Annotated in this window: 17 protein-coding genes; 10 read left to right on the forward strand and 7 right to left on the reverse strand. The window is 62.1% G+C overall.

What is annotated here, in order from left to right; all coding sequences use genetic code 11:
• A complete protein-coding gene (locus RS694_RS05115) occupies window positions 1–1086 on the reverse strand; it encodes an ABC transporter ATP-binding protein (RefSeq protein WP_029709374.1) in 1086 nt (361 codons plus the stop codon).
• Between the two features lie 137 nt (window positions 1087–1223).
• Between RS694_RS05115 and RS694_RS05120 the strand changes: the two genes are divergently transcribed.
• The gene (locus tag RS694_RS05120) at window positions 1224–2831 is read left to right on the forward strand and encodes an ABC transporter permease (RefSeq protein WP_051392093.1); all 1608 of its coding nucleotides are present in this window, start codon (window positions 1224–1226) and stop codon (window positions 2829–2831) included.
• Between the two features lie 92 nt (window positions 2832–2923).
• Here RS694_RS05120 and RS694_RS05125 read toward each other — a convergent pair whose 3' ends face one another.
• The 3 genes from RS694_RS05125 to RS694_RS05135 form a co-directional block, all read right to left on the reverse strand.
• Entirely contained in the window at window positions 2924–3916 is a 993-nt protein-coding gene (locus RS694_RS05125) for a hypothetical protein (protein WP_029709377.1), read from the reverse strand.
• Window positions 3917–4131: 215 nt separating this feature from the next.
• Window positions 4132–5187, reverse strand: coding sequence for an extracellular solute-binding protein (locus RS694_RS05130; protein WP_081708712.1), 1056 nt, complete (start codon window positions 5185–5187; stop codon window positions 4132–4134).
• 118 nt (window positions 5188–5305) lie between these two features.
• On the reverse strand, window positions 5306–6208 hold the full coding sequence (locus RS694_RS05135) for an alpha/beta fold hydrolase (protein ID WP_029709379.1): 903 nt from the start codon (window positions 6206–6208) through the stop codon (window positions 5306–5308).
• A gap of 31 nt (window positions 6209–6239) precedes the next feature.
• Here RS694_RS05135 and RS694_RS05140 point away from each other — a divergent pair, with 31 nt between their 5' ends.
• The 5 genes from RS694_RS05140 to plsY all read left to right on the forward strand — a co-directional run bounded on the left by RS694_RS05140 (window position 6240) and on the right by plsY (window position 11411).
• Window positions 6240–8114: an acetate--CoA ligase gene (locus tag RS694_RS05140; RefSeq protein WP_076069992.1), complete on the forward strand. Its 1875-nt coding sequence runs from the start codon at window positions 6240–6242 to the stop codon at window positions 8112–8114.
• Window positions 8095–8928 carry a glycine-rich domain-containing protein gene (locus RS694_RS05145; RefSeq protein ID WP_029706170.1) on the forward strand — a complete coding sequence of 278 codons (834 nt, stop codon included), beginning with the start codon at window positions 8095–8097 and terminating at the stop codon, window positions 8926–8928. Before RS694_RS05140 ends, RS694_RS05145 begins: the two co-directional genes overlap by 20 nt.
• Window positions 8929–8996: 68 nt before the next feature.
• The gene (locus RS694_RS05150) at window positions 8997–10064 is read left to right on the forward strand and encodes an aldo/keto reductase (protein WP_029706169.1); all 1068 of its coding nucleotides are present in this window, start codon (window positions 8997–8999) and stop codon (window positions 10062–10064) included.
• Between the two features lie 103 nt (window positions 10065–10167).
• Window positions 10168–10656, forward strand: a complete 489-nt coding sequence (locus RS694_RS05155) for an aminoacyl-tRNA deacylase (protein ID WP_029706168.1) — start codon at window positions 10168–10170, stop codon at window positions 10654–10656.
• 119 nt (window positions 10657–10775) lie between these two features.
• A complete protein-coding gene (gene plsY, locus RS694_RS05160) occupies window positions 10776–11411 on the forward strand; it encodes a glycerol-3-phosphate 1-O-acyltransferase PlsY (protein ID WP_029706167.1) in 636 nt (211 codons plus the stop codon).
• Window positions 11412–11675: 264 nt separating this feature from the next.
• Here the strand turns inward: plsY and RS694_RS05165 are convergent, their stop codons facing one another.
• Genes RS694_RS05165 through RS694_RS05175 form a run of 3 tightly spaced genes read right to left on the reverse strand, consistent with a single transcriptional unit; the run spans window position 11676 to window position 13777 of the window.
• A complete protein-coding gene (locus tag RS694_RS05165) occupies window positions 11676–12635 on the reverse strand; it encodes an HD-GYP domain-containing protein (protein ID WP_029706166.1) in 960 nt (319 codons plus the stop codon).
• A gap of 9 nt (window positions 12636–12644) precedes the next feature.
• Window positions 12645–13292, reverse strand: a complete 648-nt coding sequence (locus tag RS694_RS05170; RefSeq protein ID WP_051391697.1) for a retropepsin-like aspartic protease family protein — start codon at window positions 13290–13292, stop codon at window positions 12645–12647.
• Entirely contained in the window at window positions 13292–13777 is a 486-nt protein-coding gene (locus RS694_RS05175) for a YajQ family cyclic di-GMP-binding protein (protein ID WP_029706164.1), read from the reverse strand. The genes RS694_RS05170 and RS694_RS05175 overlap by 1 nt, the downstream gene beginning before the upstream one ends.
• Window positions 13778–13811: 34 nt before the next feature.
• Here RS694_RS05175 and murB point away from each other — a divergent pair, with 34 nt between their 5' ends.
• The 4 genes from murB to RS694_RS05195 all read left to right on the forward strand — a co-directional run bounded on the left by murB (window position 13812) and on the right by RS694_RS05195 (window position 18000).
• On the forward strand, window positions 13812–14882 hold the full coding sequence (gene murB, locus RS694_RS05180; RefSeq protein WP_029706163.1) for a UDP-N-acetylmuramate dehydrogenase: 1071 nt from the start codon (window positions 13812–13814) through the stop codon (window positions 14880–14882).
• Window positions 14883–14914: 32 nt separating this feature from the next.
• Window positions 14915–15913, forward strand: a complete 999-nt coding sequence (locus RS694_RS05185; RefSeq protein WP_029706161.1) for a complex I NDUFA9 subunit family protein — start codon at window positions 14915–14917, stop codon at window positions 15911–15913.
• 235 nt (window positions 15914–16148) lie between these two features.
• The gene (locus RS694_RS05190; RefSeq protein WP_029706159.1) at window positions 16149–17294 is read left to right on the forward strand and encodes a Fic family protein; all 1146 of its coding nucleotides are present in this window, start codon (window positions 16149–16151) and stop codon (window positions 17292–17294) included.
• 109 nt (window positions 17295–17403) lie between these two features.
• Entirely contained in the window at window positions 17404–18000 is a 597-nt protein-coding gene (locus tag RS694_RS05195) for a restriction endonuclease subunit S (RefSeq protein WP_029706157.1), read from the forward strand.
• The last annotated feature ends 14 nt before the right edge of the window (window positions 18001–18014 follow it).

The raw sequence follows: 18014 nt of genomic DNA on the forward strand, positions 1-18014 counted from the left end.
CTATGAAGAGGCTGGTTCGCAGGCGAACGTCACCACGTGGTCGACTTCGGGGCGTATGCCAATCCACTCCCCCAGCCGGTGGTCGTGGTGGCTGGGGACGTGGGCCATGACGGTCTCGCCGGTCTTGAGCTGCAGGGTGTACAGGAACTCATTGCCGCGAAACGCCTTATTGATGATCTTGGCTTGTACCGTGGCCGCATCGTCGTGCACGATGTCATCGGCACGCAGCAACACGTCGCAGGGGCCCAGCGTCAGGCGATCCTGCTCTGCCAGGTTGATGCCATGCAGTTCGCCCAGCGGTGTCACCACGTGTTTATGCGTGACACCGTTTTCCTCATGCAGCTCCACCCGCGCCGGGGCAAACACGCCGTGGCCGATGAAGTCCGCCACAAAACGTGTGGCCGGGCGGTGGTACAGCGTGTAGGCGTCGGCCCACTGGTGCAAGCGGCCTTCATGCATCACACCAATCAGGTCACCAATGGCAAAGGCCTCAAGCTGGTCATGGGTCACAAACAGGGCGGTGGCACCGGCTTCCTTGAGGATGGTGCGCAACTCCTGGGCCAGGCGCTCGCGCAAATCGACATCCAGGTTGGAGAAGGGTTCGTCCAGCAACAGCAGCTTGGGGCTGGGCGCCAGTGCGCGTGCCAGCGCCACACGCTGTTGCTGCCCACCCGAGAGTTCATGCGGATAGCGGCGGCGCTGGGTGCCCAGGCCCACCAGGTCCAGCACATCGGCCACACGGGCGCGGCGTTTGTCGGTGGGCCAATGGTGGATGCCAAAGGCCACGTTCTGGCCCACGTCTAGGTGCGGAAACAGGGCGTAGTCCTGAAACACCATACCCATGTGCCGGGCCTCGGGTGGCACCGATTGTGTGGGGCTGCTGACCAGCGCGCCGCTCAGCGAAATGTTGCCGGCATGGATAGGCTCCAGCCCGGCGGTGGCACGCAATAGCGTCGTCTTGCCGCAGCCCGAGGGACCAATCAGCACACCGATCTGCCCGGCCTTCAGGCCGAAGCTGACCTGGTTCACGGCCGGGTGCGCCTGCCCCGGGTATTGCACGCTGAGTTGCTGGAGTTCGAGGTACATGCCCGAAATTGTAGGTGCCGTAAGCAGGCTCATACAATTCTCATTCGTCTTTCAACTCTCCCCTTCCATTCTTCTTTCCACACCCAGTGCCCAACCCATTTCTCCGGCTTTTTCCACCTGCTGCATGGAAACGGCTGATGGCCGTTTTGTTACTGCTGGTGGCAGTCGTGGTGGCACTGCCGATACTGGCCATTGTTGCGGCGGTTTTGCAATGGGATGCGCTGAGTACCCAACTCCTGCGCGAGATGGCCGAGACGGTGCTGCCGCAGTACGCAGGTACCACTGTGGTGTTGTGCCTGGCGGTGGCGGTGGGTACCGGTGCGCTTGGCGCTGCCACAGCCTGCGCAGTGGCCCTGTTTGACTTCAAGGGGCGGCGCACGTTCGAGTGGGCCCTGTTGCTGCCACTGGCCATGCCGGCCTACGTGGTGGCCTATGCCTATACCGATTTTCTGCAGTACAGCGGGCCCGCGCAGACGGCCATCCGTGCCGCGTTTTCGATAGAAGGGCGGGTATTCCCCGAAGTGCGCAGCGTCGGCGGTGCGGCGGTGGTGTTTATCTTCACGCTGTACCCCTATGTCTACCTGCTGGCCCGTGCCGCACTGACCCAGCGTGCCGCACATCTGATGGAAGCGGCGCGCCTGATGGGCGCCCCCTTGCGGCGGCGCATTCTGGTGATTGCGCTGCCACTGGCGCGCCCGGCCATCGCCGCCGGTATTGCGCTGGCGCTGATGGAAACGCTGGCCGACTATGGCGTGTCCAGCTACTTTGGCATCCAGACTTTCACCGCCGGTATTTACAAAGCCTGGCTGGTGCTGGACAGCCCGATTGCGGCGGCGCAATTGGCCACTTTGCTGCTCGTGCTGGTGGCGGGACTTTTGCAAATGGAGCGGCATGCGCGGCGCAAGCTGCGTTTTGCCAGCAGCCGGGGCGCACGTGCCAACAGCGCAGAGGCCAAGCCCATTGTGTTGCGCTGCCACCAGGCCTGGACGGCGCAGGCGCTCTGCGTCTTGCCCGTGCTGCTGGGTTTTGTACTGCCGGTGCTGTGCATGTTGCGTCCCTTGTTGCTGGCCTGGGGGCAGGCGGATACACCGCTGCCCTGGAGTGGATTTGTGGGTTGGAGCCTCAACAGCTTGAAGCTCGCAGCCATCACTGCGGCATTGACGACAGCACTGGCATTGGCGCTGGCTTTTACCGTGCGGCGCCGGCCGACGCGGCTCACGCGTGGCGTGGTGCAAATGACCAGCATGGGTTACGCCGTGCCCGGCGCAGTGATTGTGGTGGGCCTGCTGATCCCCGTGGGCTGGCTGCAGGCGGCCCAGCCGGGCTGGGGCGTGGGTAACTGGATCAGCACCACGGTGCTGGGCATCACCTGGGCCTATATGGTGCGCTTCAGCGCGGTGGCGCTGCAGAGCGTGCAAAGCGGCTACAGCCAGGTGCCCATCAGCATGGACGACACCGCACGCACGCTGGGCGTGGGCGGCTGGGGCCTATGGTGGCGCATCCACCGCCCGCTGTTGCAGCGCTCCACCGTGGTGGCGGCCTTGCTGGTGTTTGTCGATGTGATGAAGGAACTGCCCGCCACGCTGGTGCTGCGCCCGTTTGACCACGACACCCTGGCCGTGGTGGCGTATCAGCTGGCGCGTGATGAGCGCCTGGGTGAGGCGGCCTTGCCTGCGCTGGCGCTGGTGTTGGTGGGACTGATACCGGTGGTGTTGCTGAGCCGCGCACTCAACAAAAAGGCCTGAACGCTTTCTTGCGGAGTGACGAACCCACGGTCGAACACGCAGTTCAGTCAGTCTTGTTTCAGTGAATCTGGGAGATTCTCCAGCAGCGGGGGCTACTGGGTTGTCACTGTCTTCATCAGGTTTTGCTTAGCCTTCAGGTCATAGAGAACACAGGGAGTGCCTTCGGTTCGCTTGTTCTTGGTGCAGTTTTCTAGCGCTTTGGATGCGGCCACTGCCTCGGACTCTTCCTCATCCACAGAGTTCCAGGAAATGCGATTTCCTCCCCACTTGGAATAGGCAATAGCCTTATAGCCGGGTGCGTACCGTACGCTCTCCACGGCACCGATGAACTGCTGTGAGAATGTGCCGTCAGCCAAATCTTCAGATACATCCATCAGTGTTCTGTAAGAGGGGACGCCAGCATAAGCATCTTTGGGCTTGTCAAAGCGGATTGCCGATTGGTTGGCCTCTTGTAGCTTTGTCCCGAATTGCTTCAAACGCTCAATGAACTTTTGCCTGGCAGGATTCTGTGCCACGGATTCAGCCGACCATGAATCCGTAGTGGTTCCGCGAAAACCCAAGAGCTCGGGGTTGAGCCTCAATTCCATGAAAATCCGACGCCCAGCGGAAGCCGTGTGTGTAAATAGGAGCGACAAATACACCCTCTCGCTTGTCCCGGATTTGTAGCTGCTCGCCTTGAGCGCCTGACAGTTGTCGTCCGTACGAACACTCTTATCGACTACGTAGGTGAAGTTACCCTTGCAAGGCGAGCCCGTGGTGTATTGAGCGGTGCCAACCGTCGAAGCGTTCACCCGTAGAAACATAATTGCGAACCAACTGCCATCCGGCTCTATTTGTTCGACGTCAAGGCTTGCAGTTTTTACAGGTTCCGCATTGCCTAACGCGCCCGCCTCCCCCGTAGAAGAGCGCAAAAATGTCCAGCCACCACCCCCGCCATACATGGGGTATCCCGAGAGCGTTGAAGACGGTGCCACAGCAGCGCCTTTCTCCAATCCTTCGATTTTCCCGTCTTTGAGTAATTCCCCGGCTACGGCCGAGTGCAAAAGCCCAGCAAGCAAGATGGCAAAAAAGCTGACGCGGTACATAGAATTCCTCCCGTTGGTTTATTGATTTCGTTTGCGGGAAATATACCAAAGCAGGGAAATGGGGAGGGTTCTGAACCCGTGAAAAAGCCGCACCTCCAGCAGGAGAGATGCGGCTTTTGAAGCAGACCATTGTTGGCCTCAACCATCAACACTTTGGTCGCGGCTTAGGCCAAGTGATGCCCCGGTCTTTCTGGTCGGCAAGTACCTCGTGGTGCTTACTTGTAACCCACACGGTCCAGCATCTGCTGCACCTTGACCTGGTTCATGCCGACCACGCTGATTGGAATGGTTTCGGACTTGAAGCTGCCACCGGACATCGTGTCCAGCGCGGCGTTGTCCACTTTCACGCCCTTGGCGGTCGGCCATTCGTTGTTGCCGTTGGCAAAGTAGTTTTGTGCCTGCGGGCTGGCCAGGTATTCCAGGAACAACACGGCGTTGGCTGGGTTCTTGGCATGTTTAGCCATCGCGCCACCGGCGATGTTCATGTGGGTGCCCCAGCTCGACTGGTTGGGGAACACCACGGCCACCTTGTCCATGACAGCCTTGTCTTCGGGCTTGTCGCTGCGCATCAGGCGTGCCACGTAGTAGCTGTTGCTCAATGCCACACCGCATTCGCCGGAGGCCACGGCCTTGATCTGGTCGGTGTCGCCGCCCACGGGTTTGCGCGCCATGTTGTTGACCAGTCCCTGCAGCCAGGTTTCAGCAGCGGCAGCGCCCAGATGCTCGGACACTGCGCCAAACAGGCTCAGGTTGTAGGGGTGTGAGCCCGAACGGGTGCACAGCAGGCCCTTGTTCTTGGGGTCGGCCAGTTTTTCGTAGGTGTCGACGTTGTCGCGCTGTACGCGGGCCTTGTCATAGACCACCACACGGGCGCGGGTGCTGAAGCCAAACCAGGGTGTGCCCTCAGGCGTGGCCTTGCCGCGCAGGTGCACGGGAATGGCGTCGTTCAGCACCTTGGAATTCACCGGCGCAAACAGGCCTTCGGTCTCGGCTTTCCACAGGCGCGCAGCGTCTACCAGCAGGATCACGTCGGCCGGGGATGCCGTACCTTCGGCCTTGAGGCGCTGCAGGATGCCTGCGTCATCGGCGTCCACCCGTTTGATCTGGATGCCGGTCGCCTTGGTGAAACCTTCGTACAACTGGGTGTCGCCGGGGTAGTGGCGTGCCGAATAGATATTGAGCACTTTGTCCTGGGCGTGGGCCGTGTGCAAAACACCGCTGCCCAGCAATACACCACCGGCCACCAGAGCCGCATTGAGAAGTTTGTTCATACCGTGAAGCCTTAATCGTAGGTCGTTCAAATGAGAGGAATTCTCATTATAGGAATGCACCACCCACGGCAAAAACAGGCGACCCCAGAAAGCGTGGGGCCTTGGTGCGGGCAGGCTTTCAGGCGATGAAGCGCTCGATCAGCGCGGCCAGCACCTCGGGCTGGTCGTGGTGCATCATGTGGCCCGCATCCTCAATGCGCGCGACTTCCACATGGGGCACAACCTTCAGCCGCTCGTGGTATTCGGCCAGCGTGAACTTGCCGCGCCACCACATGTCCAGGCTGTTGTCACTGGCCTCCACGGCCAGCACCGGCATGCTCAGGCGTTTGTAGAGTTCCAGCACCTCTTCCACGCGGTACAGGCTGGCGTTGGTCAGCTTGTGTGCCGGGTCGCCCTGGATGGTCCAGGTGCCGTCCTGGTTCTCCGCCGCCCAGTGGCGGGCCAGCCATTCGGCCTTGTCCTGGCTGAGGCGCGGGTTGGTCTTCATGAGGCGGCGGGCCACGCCCGACACCATGTCGTAGGGGCGCAGGTCCATCTCACCCCCGTGTAGCTTTTTCAGCTCGTCCATCCACTTGCCCAGGCGCGCGGGCGCCATGTCGGGGGTGGTGGCGGGCATGCCAAAACCTTCCAGATTGACCAGACGGCGGATGCGCTCAGGGCGCACACCGCCGTACCACATCACCACATTGCCACCCATGCTGTGGCCGACCAGATTGACCTGCTGGCCGGGGACATAGTGGTCCAGCAAAAAGTCCAGGTCCGCCAGGTAGTCGGGGAACCAGAAGTTGTCCACGCCCCCGGCGGCAGTCTTGCCATAACCGCGCCAGTCCGGCGCGATGACATAGTGGTCGTGGCCCAGCGCGTCCACCACAAACTGGTAGCTCGCCGCCACGTCCATCCAGCCGTGTACGAGGACCAGGGGCGTTGTGTCGGGGGAGGGCTCGCCCCACACCTGCACGTGGTACTGCAGGTTGCGGATAGGGACAAACTCGCTGCGGGAAATGCGTTTGACTTGGTACATTTGACCCATCATAAGGAGGCACACCGTGCACATCCGTCAAAGCAGAGACACCCCCCGCCCGCCCCAGGCCTACGCCCCAGACGCCTATGCCCGCCTGCACGCCAGCTTTGGCTGGGCTGTACCCAAGCAGTTCAACATGGCCCAAGCCTGCTGCGCACGCTGGGCGGCACTGCCGGATGCTACTAAAAGAGTAGCTGTTCGCGCATATTCCACAGGGGCTACAGGCCAATTTCATATTCAATCCCACACGTTTGCAGAGCTGCAGGCGCAGGCCAACCGCCTCTCCAATGTGCTCACCGGGCTGGGCGTGCAGCGCGGTGACCGGGTCGCCATCGTGATGCCGCAGCGGTTTGAGACAGCGGTGGCCTACATGGCGGTGTTGCAGATGGGTGCTGTGGCCATGCCGCTGTCCATGCTGTTCGGCCCCGATGCGCTGGAGTACCGGCTGCAAAACAGCGAGGCCGTGGTCGCCATTGGCGACGCGGCCGCGCTGGACAGCTTGCAAACTGCGCGCGCCACCTGCCCGCTGCTGATCAGTGTCATCGGCGTGGGTGACTCCAAGGCCACACAAGGCCGGGCCGATGTGAACTACGCCGCCGCACTGACCAAGGCGCCCGCCACCTTCAAGCCCGTCGCCACGCAGGCCGATGAAGCCGCTGTGCTGATCTACACCAGCGGCACCACGGGCAACCCCAAGGGCGCGCTGATTCCGCACCAGGCGTTGATTGGCAACCTCAGCGGTTTTGTCTGTAGCCAGAACTGGTTTGGCTTTGAGCCGTTCGCCGGAGGGAGCACTCCCTCCCCCGCGCGGGGGAGGGCTGGGGTGGGGGCGAGCCGTCTTGGGGCAACGCCCAGTCTGCCGGAACCAAAGACGCAAAGCGTCTTTTGGTCACCGGCAGACTGGGCGTGGACCGGAGGGCTCATGGATGCCTTGCTCCCCTCGCTGTACTTCGGCCGCCCCATCGTGGCCTACAACGGCCGCTTCAGCCCGCAGACCGCGCTGGAGCTGATGCGCGACTGCGGCGTGACGCACACCTTTTTGTTCCCCACGGCGCTCAAGGCCATGATGAAGGCCAACCCGGGTGTGAAGGGCAAGACCGTGCGCCAGCAGTTCAAGCTGAAGCTGCAAGCCATCATGAGCGCGGGGGAGGCGGTGGGCGACGCGGTGTTTGGCTACTGCGAGCAGCAGCTCGGCGTGCGGCCCAACGAAATGTTTGGCCAGACCGAGATGAACTACATCGTCGGCAACTGCAATGCGCTGTGGCCGTCCAAACCCGGCAGCATGGGCATGGGTTACCCTGGCCACCGCGTGGCGGTGATTGACGACAACGGCAACGAATGCCCCGTAGGTGTGCCTGGCGACGTGGCGCTGAACCGCTTTGACGTGCACGGCCAGCCCGACCCCATCTTCTTCCTCGGCTACTGGAAAAACGAGGCCTCCACGCGCGGCAAATTCACCGGTGACTGGTGCCGCACGGGTGACTTGGCGGTGCGTGATGCCGACGGTTACCTCTGGTACCAGGGCCGCAGCGACGATGTGTTCAAGGCCGCGGGTTACCGCATCGGCCCCGGTGAGATCGAGAACTGCCTGGTCAAACACCCGGCCGTCATCAACGCCGCCGTGGTGCCCAAGCCCGACCCTGAGCGCGGCGCGCTGGTCAAGGCGTACGTCGTCATTGCTCCTGATTTCATAGCTGCTTGCGCAGGTGATACGGGGGCTACAGCCCGATTTCATGCCCAACTCACGGTGGAGTTGCAAGTCCACGTGAAAGGCCTGCTGGCCCCCTACGAGTACCCCAAGGAAATCGAATTTGTCGACGCCCTGCCCATGACCACCACCGGCAAGGTGCAGCGCCGTGTGCTGCGCCTGCAGGAGGAGGCGCGTTATGCGGCTGCCCGCGCTTAGTGTCCCGTTTCGACCAACGCTGCTGCGGCGCATTGCCTGGCTGAGATGGAGCAAGTGGCTGGCGGTGCCCTTGTTCACCCTCTTGCAGTACGCGCTCAGTCCCTGGCGCAGCCTGTTTTTCCTGGCGCTGGTGCTGAGCGCTGGCTTGTCCGTGTTTCTGTTTCTGGCTTTGCGGGCCTGGGAACTGAGCCTGCGCCGCCAGTTTGTGCGCGAGGCGCCGCTGCCGCGTTTTCTGGGTGCCAAGCTGATCGCGCAGTACCCGCAGCTCAGCGCGCGCGACACCGAGCTGGTGCTGCACGGCCTGCGCCAATTCTTCATCGCCTACCTGCGCAGCAAGCGCCAGTTTGTGGCCATGCCCTCCAAGGTGGTGGACGCGGCTTGGCACGAGTTCATCCTGCACACGCGCGGCTACGAACAGTGGTGCCACGCCGCGTTTGGCAGCCTGCTGCACCACAGCCCGGCCGAGGTGCTGGGCCGCGACGCCAAACGCAACAGCGGCCTGCGCCGCGCCTGGTTTTGGGCCTGTAAAGAGGAAAGCATTGACCCACGCGCGCCGACGCGGCTGCCGCTGCTGTTTGCACTGGACAAGAAGTTCGCCATTGCCGGCGGCTTCACCTACGTGCCCAACTGCCGCGACATCGACAACAAGGCCGGTTCTGACGCTTACTGCGGCACCAGCTTTAGCGACGGCGGCGGTGGATGTGGGGGAGGGGGCGATGGATCGTCCGACGGCTTCAGCTTCAGCTCCGACAGCAGTTCGGACAGCGGCTGTGGCGGCGACAGCGGTTGCGGGGGAGGCTGTGGTGGCGACTAGGTCTTTCACTCCGCGCTACCATCGTTCAATTCGCCTTTTCTTCACCCTGTCTTTTGAGTAGCTCCTGCATGAAAACTGTACAACTCGGTCAAAGCGACCTCCACGTCACCCCCATCTGCCTGGGCACCATGACTTTTGGTGAGCAGGTCGATGAGCCCACGGCCCACACCATCCTGAGTCGCTCCCTGGAGCGCGGTGTCAACTTCATCGACACGGCCGAGATGTACTCCGTGCCCCCGCGGGCCGAGACCTTTAACCTCACCGAAAAAATCATCGGCAACTGGCTGGCCAAGACGCCTGGCGCACGCGAGAAGCTGTTGATCGCCACCAAGGTGGCTGGCCCTTCGCGCGGCATGCCCTGGGTGCGCGGCGGCAGCGCCAACCTGACGGCGGCCGACATCGTGGCCGCCTGCGAAGGCAGCCTGCAGCGCATGAAGACCGACGTGATTGACCTGTACCAGATCCACTGGCCGGTGCGCAATGTGCCGATGTTTGGCGGTGTGTACTATGACCCGACGCAGGAACGCCCGAACAACAGCAGCATTGAAGAGCAACTGCGCGCCATGGACACGCTGGTCAAGGCCGGCAAGGTGCGCGCCATTGGCCTGTCCAACGAGACGCCATACGGCGTGCACGAGTTTGTGCGCTTGGCCGAACAATTGGGCCTGCCACGCATCGCCACCATACAGAACAACTACAGCCTGTTGGCCCGCGGTTTTGAGAACGGGCTGGACGAAACCTGCCACCGCCTGGGCGTGTCGCTGCTGCCGTATTCGCCACTGGCCTTTGGCCTGCTGACCGGCAAATACGACGCTGAAGGCCTGACCGGCGCCAATGTGTCGCCCGACGTGCGCCTGCGCAAGTTCGAGTCCACCCGCAAGCAGCGCTGGGGCCGCCCCGAAGCGCTGGTGGCCGCGCGCCGCTATAACGCGCTGGCCCAGGAAAACGGCATGACGCCGAGCCAATTGGCCCTGGCCTTTTGTTACACCAAATGGCAGGTCGCCAGCACCATCATCGGCGTGCGCACACTGGAGCAACTGGACCAGAACATCGACGCCTGGGGCACCACGCTGTCGCCCGAATTGCTGGCCCAGATCGACGCCATCCGCTGGGAAATTCGCGACCCGGCAGTCTGAACCAAAGGGTCCAGGCTGCGGACTCCGGTGTACTAGCGCGTATTGATGGCGTAGCGCGTTTGTCCGGCAGCCTGAGGCGTCTTCGCGTGGAAAATAAGCCTCTATGGCCAAAAAAGACCACGTGAGTGAAACCCCCGCCACCCAGATGCTCAAGGCACACAAGGTGGCGTTTACCGAGCACCCCTACGAATACCTGGAGCACGGCGGCGCGCAGCACAGTGCCGAGGTGCTGGGCTACGACCCGTTCACGGTGGTCAAGACACTGATCATGCAAGACCAGGACGCCAAGCCGCTGGTGGTGCTGATGCATGGCAACCGCAAGGTGTCGACCAAAAACCTGGCACGCCAGATCGGCGCCAAGTCGGTCGAGCCGTGCGCGCCCGAAGTCGCTAACCGGCACAGCGGCTATTTGGTGGGTGGCACCTCGCCGTTTGGCACCCGCAAGACCATGCCGGTGTTCATCGAGGAAACCATATTGGCCCTGCCCGGGATACTGATCAACGGTGGGCGGCGTGGTTACCTGGTGGGTATTAACCCTGCCGTGTGTCTCCAGTTGTTGGGCGCAAAAGCGGTACAGTGCGCGCTGGACTAGCCTAGCCCCCACGCTCCACCGTTGCACGGGTCGCTGCCCCCCAAGGGGGAGCAAGCCCAGCTTGGGGCGGCCCGGCGCTGGCTTTGAACGATTGAGATTGAGATTGAAGGAGACAGGTTTTGGATTCTCTCGCTGTGTTGTACCCCGTGCTGGCTACTGTGGCCGCCTACCTGGTGGGTTCGCTGTCGTTTGCGGTGATCGTGAGCCGCGTGATGGGCCTGAACGACCCGCGCACCTACGGCAGCAAAAACCCGGGCGCCACCAATGTGCTGCGCTCGGGCTCCAAGGCCGCGGCCGTTGCCACTTTGCTGCTCGATGCGATCAAGGGCTGGTTACCGGTGGTGCTGGTCAAGTGGTACGGGCAGCCGTATGGGCTGGATGACGGCACGGTAGCGCTGGTGGGCCTGGCGGCTTTTCTGGGTCACCTGTTTCCGGTGTTCTTCCGCTTTGTCGGCGGCAAGGGCGTGGCCACTGCGCTGGGCGTGCTGGTGGGCATCAGCGGTGTGCTGGGGCTGGCGACCGGTGCCACCTGGCTGATCATTGCCTTCTTCTTTCGTTATTCCTCGCTCGCGTCGCTGGTGGCAGCGGTGTTTGCGCCGGTGTATTACGTGTTTGGTGGCGGCGTGGCCTGGTACCTGGACGCCAGCATCCTGATGGCCACCATCACCATGTCGGCACTGCTGGTTTGGCGCCATGCGGAGAACATCACCCGGCTGATTCAGGGCAAGGAATCGAAGCTGGGGAAAAAGAAGTAGCGGGCACGCATTTCTTCCGCCGGATCGGGTGGTTTGGGCGTTCTGCTCCGTGTCCCCCGGCCTTCGGCCTCCGCCTTTACCTGCGCAGAACGCCCAACCCACTCGATTCGGTTATGGCGTTGGCCAGCCTGTTTGCAAACCCGCCCTCAAGCAGAAGGGTTGGGGTGAGTGTCGCAGCGAGGTAAAGAAGGAGCCCGCAGGGCGGGTGACACGAGCGGAGGCGCTCACCTCAGCCCTTATGCGGGCCAACACACAATCTTCAACTCAAGGCTGCGTAGCCGCGTAAGCACCCAGTTGCAACACGTGGAAGTGGTTGAGCCTGGCCCGCACGGATGAAGAGGCCAGCGCTGCCCGGATACGTGGGTAACTTTGTGCCGTGGCATGCAGCCGCGGCACCGGGAACATCTCTCCGTTGGACTTGCCGACGATGGCCACATACGGCTGGTTGTGCTTGCTGCTGCGCCGCACCACGATGGCCAGCTCGTCATTGTCCAGGCGCACATAGGTACCGGGTGGGCACAGCCCCACGGAGCGCACCATGGCGTGGCCGATTTCATCGGATTTGACCGACACATTGGCCATCACCGCGCGGGCCGATTCGGTCGCGCTGCGGCCAGCCCGTGACATGCGCGGGCTGATCATGGCGGCGTAGCGGTCCACCACTTTGAGGATGCGCGTCAGGCGGGTCAAGGTCGGTGCGGTACGCCACTCCACTTTCTCCACCGCATCGTCGTGGTGCGAGGTCACAATTTCCAGCCAGTTGTCATCCGCCACGCCCAGATTGGCCAGCATCATGGCGCCCTTGACCGAGTGCACACGGATGGCGTCCTGCTGCTGGGGCGTGGGCTTTTCGACCTGGGTGGCCAGTTCGTCCTGCAGCGCCGTCATGGCAATGTTCATGGTCAGCGCGGCCTGCACCAGGCTGTCACGCTCTTTGGGGGCAATCAGCAGTTCGGTGGCGATCAGGTGGCACAGCACGGCACACACCAGCGAGTGCGAGGCGCTGTAGCCCACGGGCGAATTACCTGCCAGCTGGAACAGCAGGTACAGGCCCACATCGGGGTCGCGCTGCATCAGGCCCTGCATCCAGCGGTCGTACTGGCGCACCCGGTGGGTGAATTCCTGGGTGCTGGCGGGGCTGCTGAGAATGATGCCCAAGCCGGATTCGAGGTCAGACCACTGGCTCAGCAGGTCTTCGTATTCGTTTTCGTTCTGGACGCTCATGGCCGGGGCTCAATAGCGCTTTTCCAGCACCATCTGGTCATTGGTGCGGGTCATCTGGAAACGGGAGAGAAAGCTGTTGCCCAGCAGCACGTAAGGCATGGCCCCGCTGGAGACCACGGCATCCACGTCGTAGACCACCACGTCGCCGACGCGCACCGACGCCAGCTTCATGCGCCAGCCGGGGATCACACCATTGGCCGTGCTCATTTGTATCCGCTGGCCACCCTGGTAGTTCAGGCCAATGCGCTCCGCGTCTGGCACGCTGAGGGACACTACACTGGCGCCGGTGTCCACCACCAGTTGCACACTGCGCCCGTTGATCTGGCCTTGGGTAAAAAAGTGCCCGCCGCTGCCCGCAGTGAGCACCACGGTGGTACCGCCCGTGCCACCCGTACCACCGCCACCCACGCTGGCCGGGGCGTCACCCACGCGCAGGGTGTGTTTTTTGCCCGCGATCTCTACAACCGCCTCCTCCCCCTGGGTGGAGACGATTTTCACGCCGCGCCAGGTCTCGCCCGGTGCCACGCTTTTGGGCGCGCTGCCGTCCACGATCACCAGCGCCTTGCCACCCATCATTCCCGACAGCGCCACGGTCTGCGCCTGGCCTGTCTGCAGGAGAAAGAGCAGGGCGGTGAACGCCAGGGGACGGAGGAACATCAGTCGCGGAAGTTATCGAAGCTCAGCGGAATATCGGTAATTTCTTTGCGGATCAGGGCCATGGCGGCCTGCAGGTCGTCGCGCTTGGCGCCGGTGATGCGCACTTTTTCTTCCTGGATGGCGGCCTGCACCTTGAGTTTGCTGTCCTTCATGAGGCGCTGGATCTTCTTGGCCAGTTCGCTCTCGATGCCGTTGCGCACCTTGATGACCACCTTGACCTTGTCGCCGCCCATTTTTTGTACATCGCCACGGTCCAGGAAACGCACGTCCACTTCCTGTTTGGTCAGCTTGTTGCGCAGCACGTCTTCGATCTGGTCGAGCTGGAATTCAGCGTCGCCGATCAGCGTGATCTCCTTGTCCTTGATTTCAATCTTGGCAGAGGTGCCCTTGAAATCAAAACGCGTGGTGATTTCCTTGACAGTGTTTTCCACGCCATTTTTCACCTTGACCAGGTTGGCTTCGCAGACGGTATCGAAAGAGGGCATACGGGTACTCAAATAGCAGTGAGACAATCCCGGCATGTTAGTCGAGAAAAACGTCCCGCTTCAAGCCTTTAACACCTTCCACATCGTTGCCAAGGCCCATACCCTCGTGCGTGTGGCCGATGAATCCGACGTGCAGGCCGTGCTGGCCCACCCCGAGCTGGGCGTGGCGCCCAAGTTTGTGCTGGGCGGCGGCAGCAATGTGGTGATCACGGGTGACGTGAAACCCGTCGTGCTCAAGGTCGAAGTCCCGGGCCGCCGCCTGGTGGGCGAGACCGCCCGGGCCTTCATCGTGGAAGCCGGCGGTGGCGAGGGCTGGCACGACTTTGTGGCCTGGACGCTGGGCCAGGGCTGGTCGGGCCTGGAAAACATGGCCCTGATCCCCGGCACCGTGGGTGCAGCCCCCGTGCAAAACGTGGGCGCCTACGGTGTGGAGCTGCAAGACCGCTTCGACTCGCTGGACGCCATCGACCTGCAGACCGGCCAGGTGTTCACGCTGAACGCGGCGCAATGCGCGTTTGGCTACCGCGACTCGGTCTTCAAACACGGCGGCACCATGCAGACCTTGGGTGCGCCCACGCTGGGCCTCAAAGACCGGGCGCTGATCCTGCGCGTGCGTTTTGCCCTGCCCAAAGTCTGGAAGCCTGTGCTGGGCTACGCCGACATCGAGAAAAAAATGGCCGAGCACCACTGCACCCAGCCCACGGCGCAGCAGATATTTGACTGGGTGTGCGAGATCCGCCGCGCTAAGCTGCCCGACCCCGCAGTCATCGGCAACGCGGGCAGCTTCTTCAAGAACCCTACCGTCACGCCCGAGCAGTGCGCCGACATCATCGCGCGCGACCCCAAGGTCGTGCACTACCACCTGGACAACGGCTCGGTGAAGCTGGCCGCCGGCTGGCTGATCGACTCCTGCGGCTGGAAGGGCAAATCCATCGGCCAGGCCGGTGTCTATGAGCGGCAGGCGCTGGTGCTGGTCAACCGCGGCCCCGGCGTCAACGGCGAAGGCGCCACCGGCGGCGAGGTCATGACGCTGGCCAAGGCCATCCAGACCAGCGTGTACGAGCGATTTGGCATCCTGCTGGAGCCAGAGCCCGTGGTGGTGTAGCTCCTGTCGCCCAAACAGAGTAGATTGCCCCCATGAAAAACATTCTCGTTCTAGGCGGCACAGGTTTTGTCGGTGCCCACGTCTGTGAAAAGCTGGTGCAACAGGGCTACCACGTCACCGTGCCCACACGGCGCCGCAACAACGCGCGTTACGTCATGCATTTGCCCGGCCTCACCGTGCTGGAAGCCAATGTGCACGACGAAGCGGCGCTCACCCGTCTGGTCGCCGGGCACGATGCGGTCGTCAACCTCATCGCCATCCTGCATGGCAATGCCGCCGCGTTCGATAAGGTGCATGTCAACCTGCCACAAAAGCTGGCGCGCGCCTGTATTGCCAACGGCGTGCACCGTGTGGTGCACATCAGCGCCCTGGGTGCCGACGACCAGCGCCCCGGCGCCGCGCCGTCCGAATACTTGCGCAGCAAGGGGCGCGGCGAAGCCGTGCTGCTGCACCCCGCCAACCCGGCCGAAGCACTGGACGTAACGGTCCTGCGCCCCAGCGTGATCTTTGGCGCGGAGGACAAGTTTTTGAACCTGTTTGCCAAGCTGCAAAATGTCTTCCCGTTCATGCCACTGGCCGGTGCCAACGCGCGCTTTCAGCCGGTGTGGGTGCAAGACGTTGCCGCCGCGGTGGTGCTGAGCCTGCAGCCGAGCAAGCCTATGCCCATGCCCATGTCCGTTAGCGAGCCGATACAGCGCGTCTACGAACTCGTGGGCCCGGATGTGTTCACGCTCAAGCAACTGGTGCAACTCGCCGCCCGCCTCAGCATCGGCCGCGAGCGCCCGGTGATCCCGTTGCCCCAGTGGCTGGGCCGCATCCAGGCTGCTGCGATGGAGCTGGCCCCCGGCGAACCCCTGATGAGCCGCGACAACCTCGATTCCATGCAGCAAGACAACGTCGCCAGCGGCACGCTGCCGGGCCTGCGCGCGCTGGGCATTGACGCTGCGGCGCTGGCGCCGATTGCCGCGCAGTACCTGACGGCTGATCAGGCCAACGCAGGTCTGCTCGCCATGCGACAGGTCCATCGCTGAGCCAAACCGCCGCCGGGGAAGCCTTGGTTTGATCGCAATTTCCCTGCGGTTACTATGTTTTTGATAGCGTCTTGCGCATATTCCACGGGGGCTACGGGCCGATTTTTCTTAGAAAATGCCGCCAAGCCGGGTTTCTGATCATCCGACTCTCTGTTAAAGCTTGCTTTCATACTTGCGCTTTTTATTAAAGATTGCTTTAATGTGATTCAACTCCATTCAAGAACTCTTTTGCACCATGCGCAGCACTGGTACCTACGCAATCTCCACAACTCTGGGCGAGCCCGTGCAGGCATTTGTGCCGAACGCTCTGCCGCCAGCCAAGCCCGTGTTGGCACCCGAGTGCTATGTGGAGGCCAACCGCGCGGCTGAGCTGGCGCTGGCCCGGCTGTCTGGAGTGGCTGGATTGGTGCCGTCGGTGGACTGGCTGCTCTACAGCGCCATCCGCAAAGAGGCGCTGCTGACCTCGCAAATTGAAGGCACCCAAGCCACGCTGGCAGACCTGTTTGACGAAGAAGCGGGCTTTGCGGTGAGCAACACCGACGACGTCGAAGAAGTCACCAACTACCTGCGCGCCTTTCGGCTGGTCCAAGCGCAACTGCGTGACCCTGCCGGTCTCCCTTTAAGTGTGCGCTTGTTGTGCGATGCACACCGGCTGCTATTGGACGGCGCCCGCGGCAACGGCAAGCAGCCCGGCGAGCTGCGCCGCTCGCAAAACTGGATCGGCGGCACTCGGCCCGGCAACGCGGTGTTTGTGCCGCCCCCGCCCGAGCGCGTGCCTCCGTTGCTTGCAGACCTGGAGCGGTTCATACATGACCCTGCACAACCCTTGCCGCCGCTGGTGAAAACGGCGCTGATCCACCTGCAGTTTGAGACGATCCACTCGTTCCTGGATGGCAATGGCCGTATCGGGCGCTTGCTGATTGCCGCGCTACTGGAGCACTGGGGCTTGCTGCCCGAGCCTTTGATGTATCTGAGCGGCTACTTGAAACAACACCAGACAGAGTATTACCGCCGCCTCTCCAACGTGCGCCTTGAGGGCGACTGGGAGGGCTGGGTGGCGTTCTTCCTCGAAGGCGTATCGACGGCAGCGCAAGATGCCGAACGCAACATTGTGGCCATCGCCACACTGCTGGCCACTGACCGCCGCAGTTTGCTGGCTGCGCCCAAAGCCGGGCCCAGCAGCTACCGCTTGTTTGAAATGCTGCCCATGATGCCGCGCTTCACGATTGACCAGGTGCGCCAAAGGCTGGCCACCAGCTTCCCAACCGCCACCGCGGCGGTCAAGGTACTGGAGGATTTAGGCATCGTTACCGAGCTGACCGGGCAGAAGAAAAACCGCAGCTACAGTTACGCGGCTTACATTACGCTGCTGGCTGAATAAGAGTTTCGAAGGCAGTTTTCTGACAAAAACTGCGCAACAAAATAATAAGCATCATTGGCTATGACGCAAAAATTATTGCAATTGCAAAAAATTGCTGTAGCATTGCGTCATGACAATTGATGCAAATGTTTTAACTATCTTTGATTTAACCGATTTGCAAGGCGGCTATCCCTTTCGGGGTTCCATTGAGGAGTCGGCGGACGGAGATGTTTTGGCTGTGCAGATGAAAGACGTCGATCCCGAGCATGGAGTCGCTTGGTCTGGTGCTACGCGCACCACGCTTCTAGGGCGCAAACAGCCCGATTGGCTCAAAGCAGGGGATGTCCTGTTTGTTTCCAAGGGAGCCCGCTTCTACGCCGTTTGCATTGACGAGCCTCCTAGCCCCGCCGTATGCAGCCCTCATTTCTTTCACCTGAAAGTGAAGTCTCCGGCGGCGCTTATGCCAGCCTTTCTGGCCTGGCAGATCAATCAACCCCCTTTTCAGCGACAACTTCAGCAGGCCGCCGAAGGCAGCAGTCAACTCAGCATCCGCAGGCCAGTTCTGGAATCCTTGACGCTTTGCATTCCAACAATGGCAGATCAACGCCGTATCGTCGCGCTCGCCGAACTTGCGCACCAGGAACGCAGAACACTCACCCAACTCATTCGCAACCGCGAGCAGCAGCTCCATGTGCTCGCGGACAGCCTGTTCCGGGCTATGACCTAATCATTTGCAAAGAA

It is taken from the genome of Rhodoferax saidenbachensis, assembly GCF_001955715.1.
In the GTDB taxonomy this organism is placed as follows: Bacteria; Pseudomonadota; Gammaproteobacteria; order Burkholderiales; family Burkholderiaceae_C; genus Allorhodoferax; species Allorhodoferax saidenbachensis.

Coding starts and splice junctions, on each gene's coding strand:
- RS694_RS05115 (WP_029709374.1), bottom strand. CDS start 1,086: ATGTACCTCGAACTCCAGCAACTCAGCGTGCAATACCCGGGGCAGGCG.
- RS694_RS05155 (WP_029706168.1), top strand. CDS start 10,168: ATGGCCAAAAAAGACCACGTGAGTGAAACCCCCGCCACCCAGATGCTC.
- RS694_RS05170 (WP_051391697.1), bottom strand. CDS start 13,292: ATGTTCCTCCGTCCCCTGGCGTTCACCGCCCTGCTCTTTCTCCTGCAG.
- RS694_RS05185 (WP_029706161.1), top strand. CDS start 14,915: ATGAAAAACATTCTCGTTCTAGGCGGCACAGGTTTTGTCGGTGCCCAC.
- RS694_RS05130 (WP_081708712.1), bottom strand. CDS start 5,187: ATGAACAAACTTCTCAATGCGGCTCTGGTGGCCGGTGGTGTATTGCTG.
- RS694_RS05135 (WP_029709379.1), bottom strand. CDS start 6,208: ATGTACCAAGTCAAACGCATTTCCCGCAGCGAGTTTGTCCCTATCCGC.
- RS694_RS05165 (WP_029706166.1), bottom strand. CDS start 12,635: ATGAGCGTCCAGAACGAAAACGAATACGAAGACCTGCTGAGCCAGTGG.
- RS694_RS05120 (WP_051392093.1), top strand. CDS start 1,224: ATGGCCGTTTTGTTACTGCTGGTGGCAGTCGTGGTGGCACTGCCGATA.
- murB (WP_029706163.1), top strand. CDS start 13,812: ATGTTAGTCGAGAAAAACGTCCCGCTTCAAGCCTTTAACACCTTCCAC.
- RS694_RS05175 (WP_029706164.1), bottom strand. CDS start 13,777: ATGCCCTCTTTCGATACCGTCTGCGAAGCCAACCTGGTCAAGGTGAAA.
- RS694_RS05195 (WP_029706157.1), top strand. CDS start 17,404: ATGACAATTGATGCAAATGTTTTAACTATCTTTGATTTAACCGATTTG.
- RS694_RS05145 (WP_029706170.1), top strand. CDS start 8,095: ATGCGGCTGCCCGCGCTTAGTGTCCCGTTTCGACCAACGCTGCTGCGG.
- RS694_RS05150 (WP_029706169.1), top strand. CDS start 8,997: ATGAAAACTGTACAACTCGGTCAAAGCGACCTCCACGTCACCCCCATC.
- RS694_RS05125 (WP_029709377.1), bottom strand. CDS start 3,916: ATGTACCGCGTCAGCTTTTTTGCCATCTTGCTTGCTGGGCTTTTGCAC.
- RS694_RS05190 (WP_029706159.1), top strand. CDS start 16,149: ATGCGCAGCACTGGTACCTACGCAATCTCCACAACTCTGGGCGAGCCC.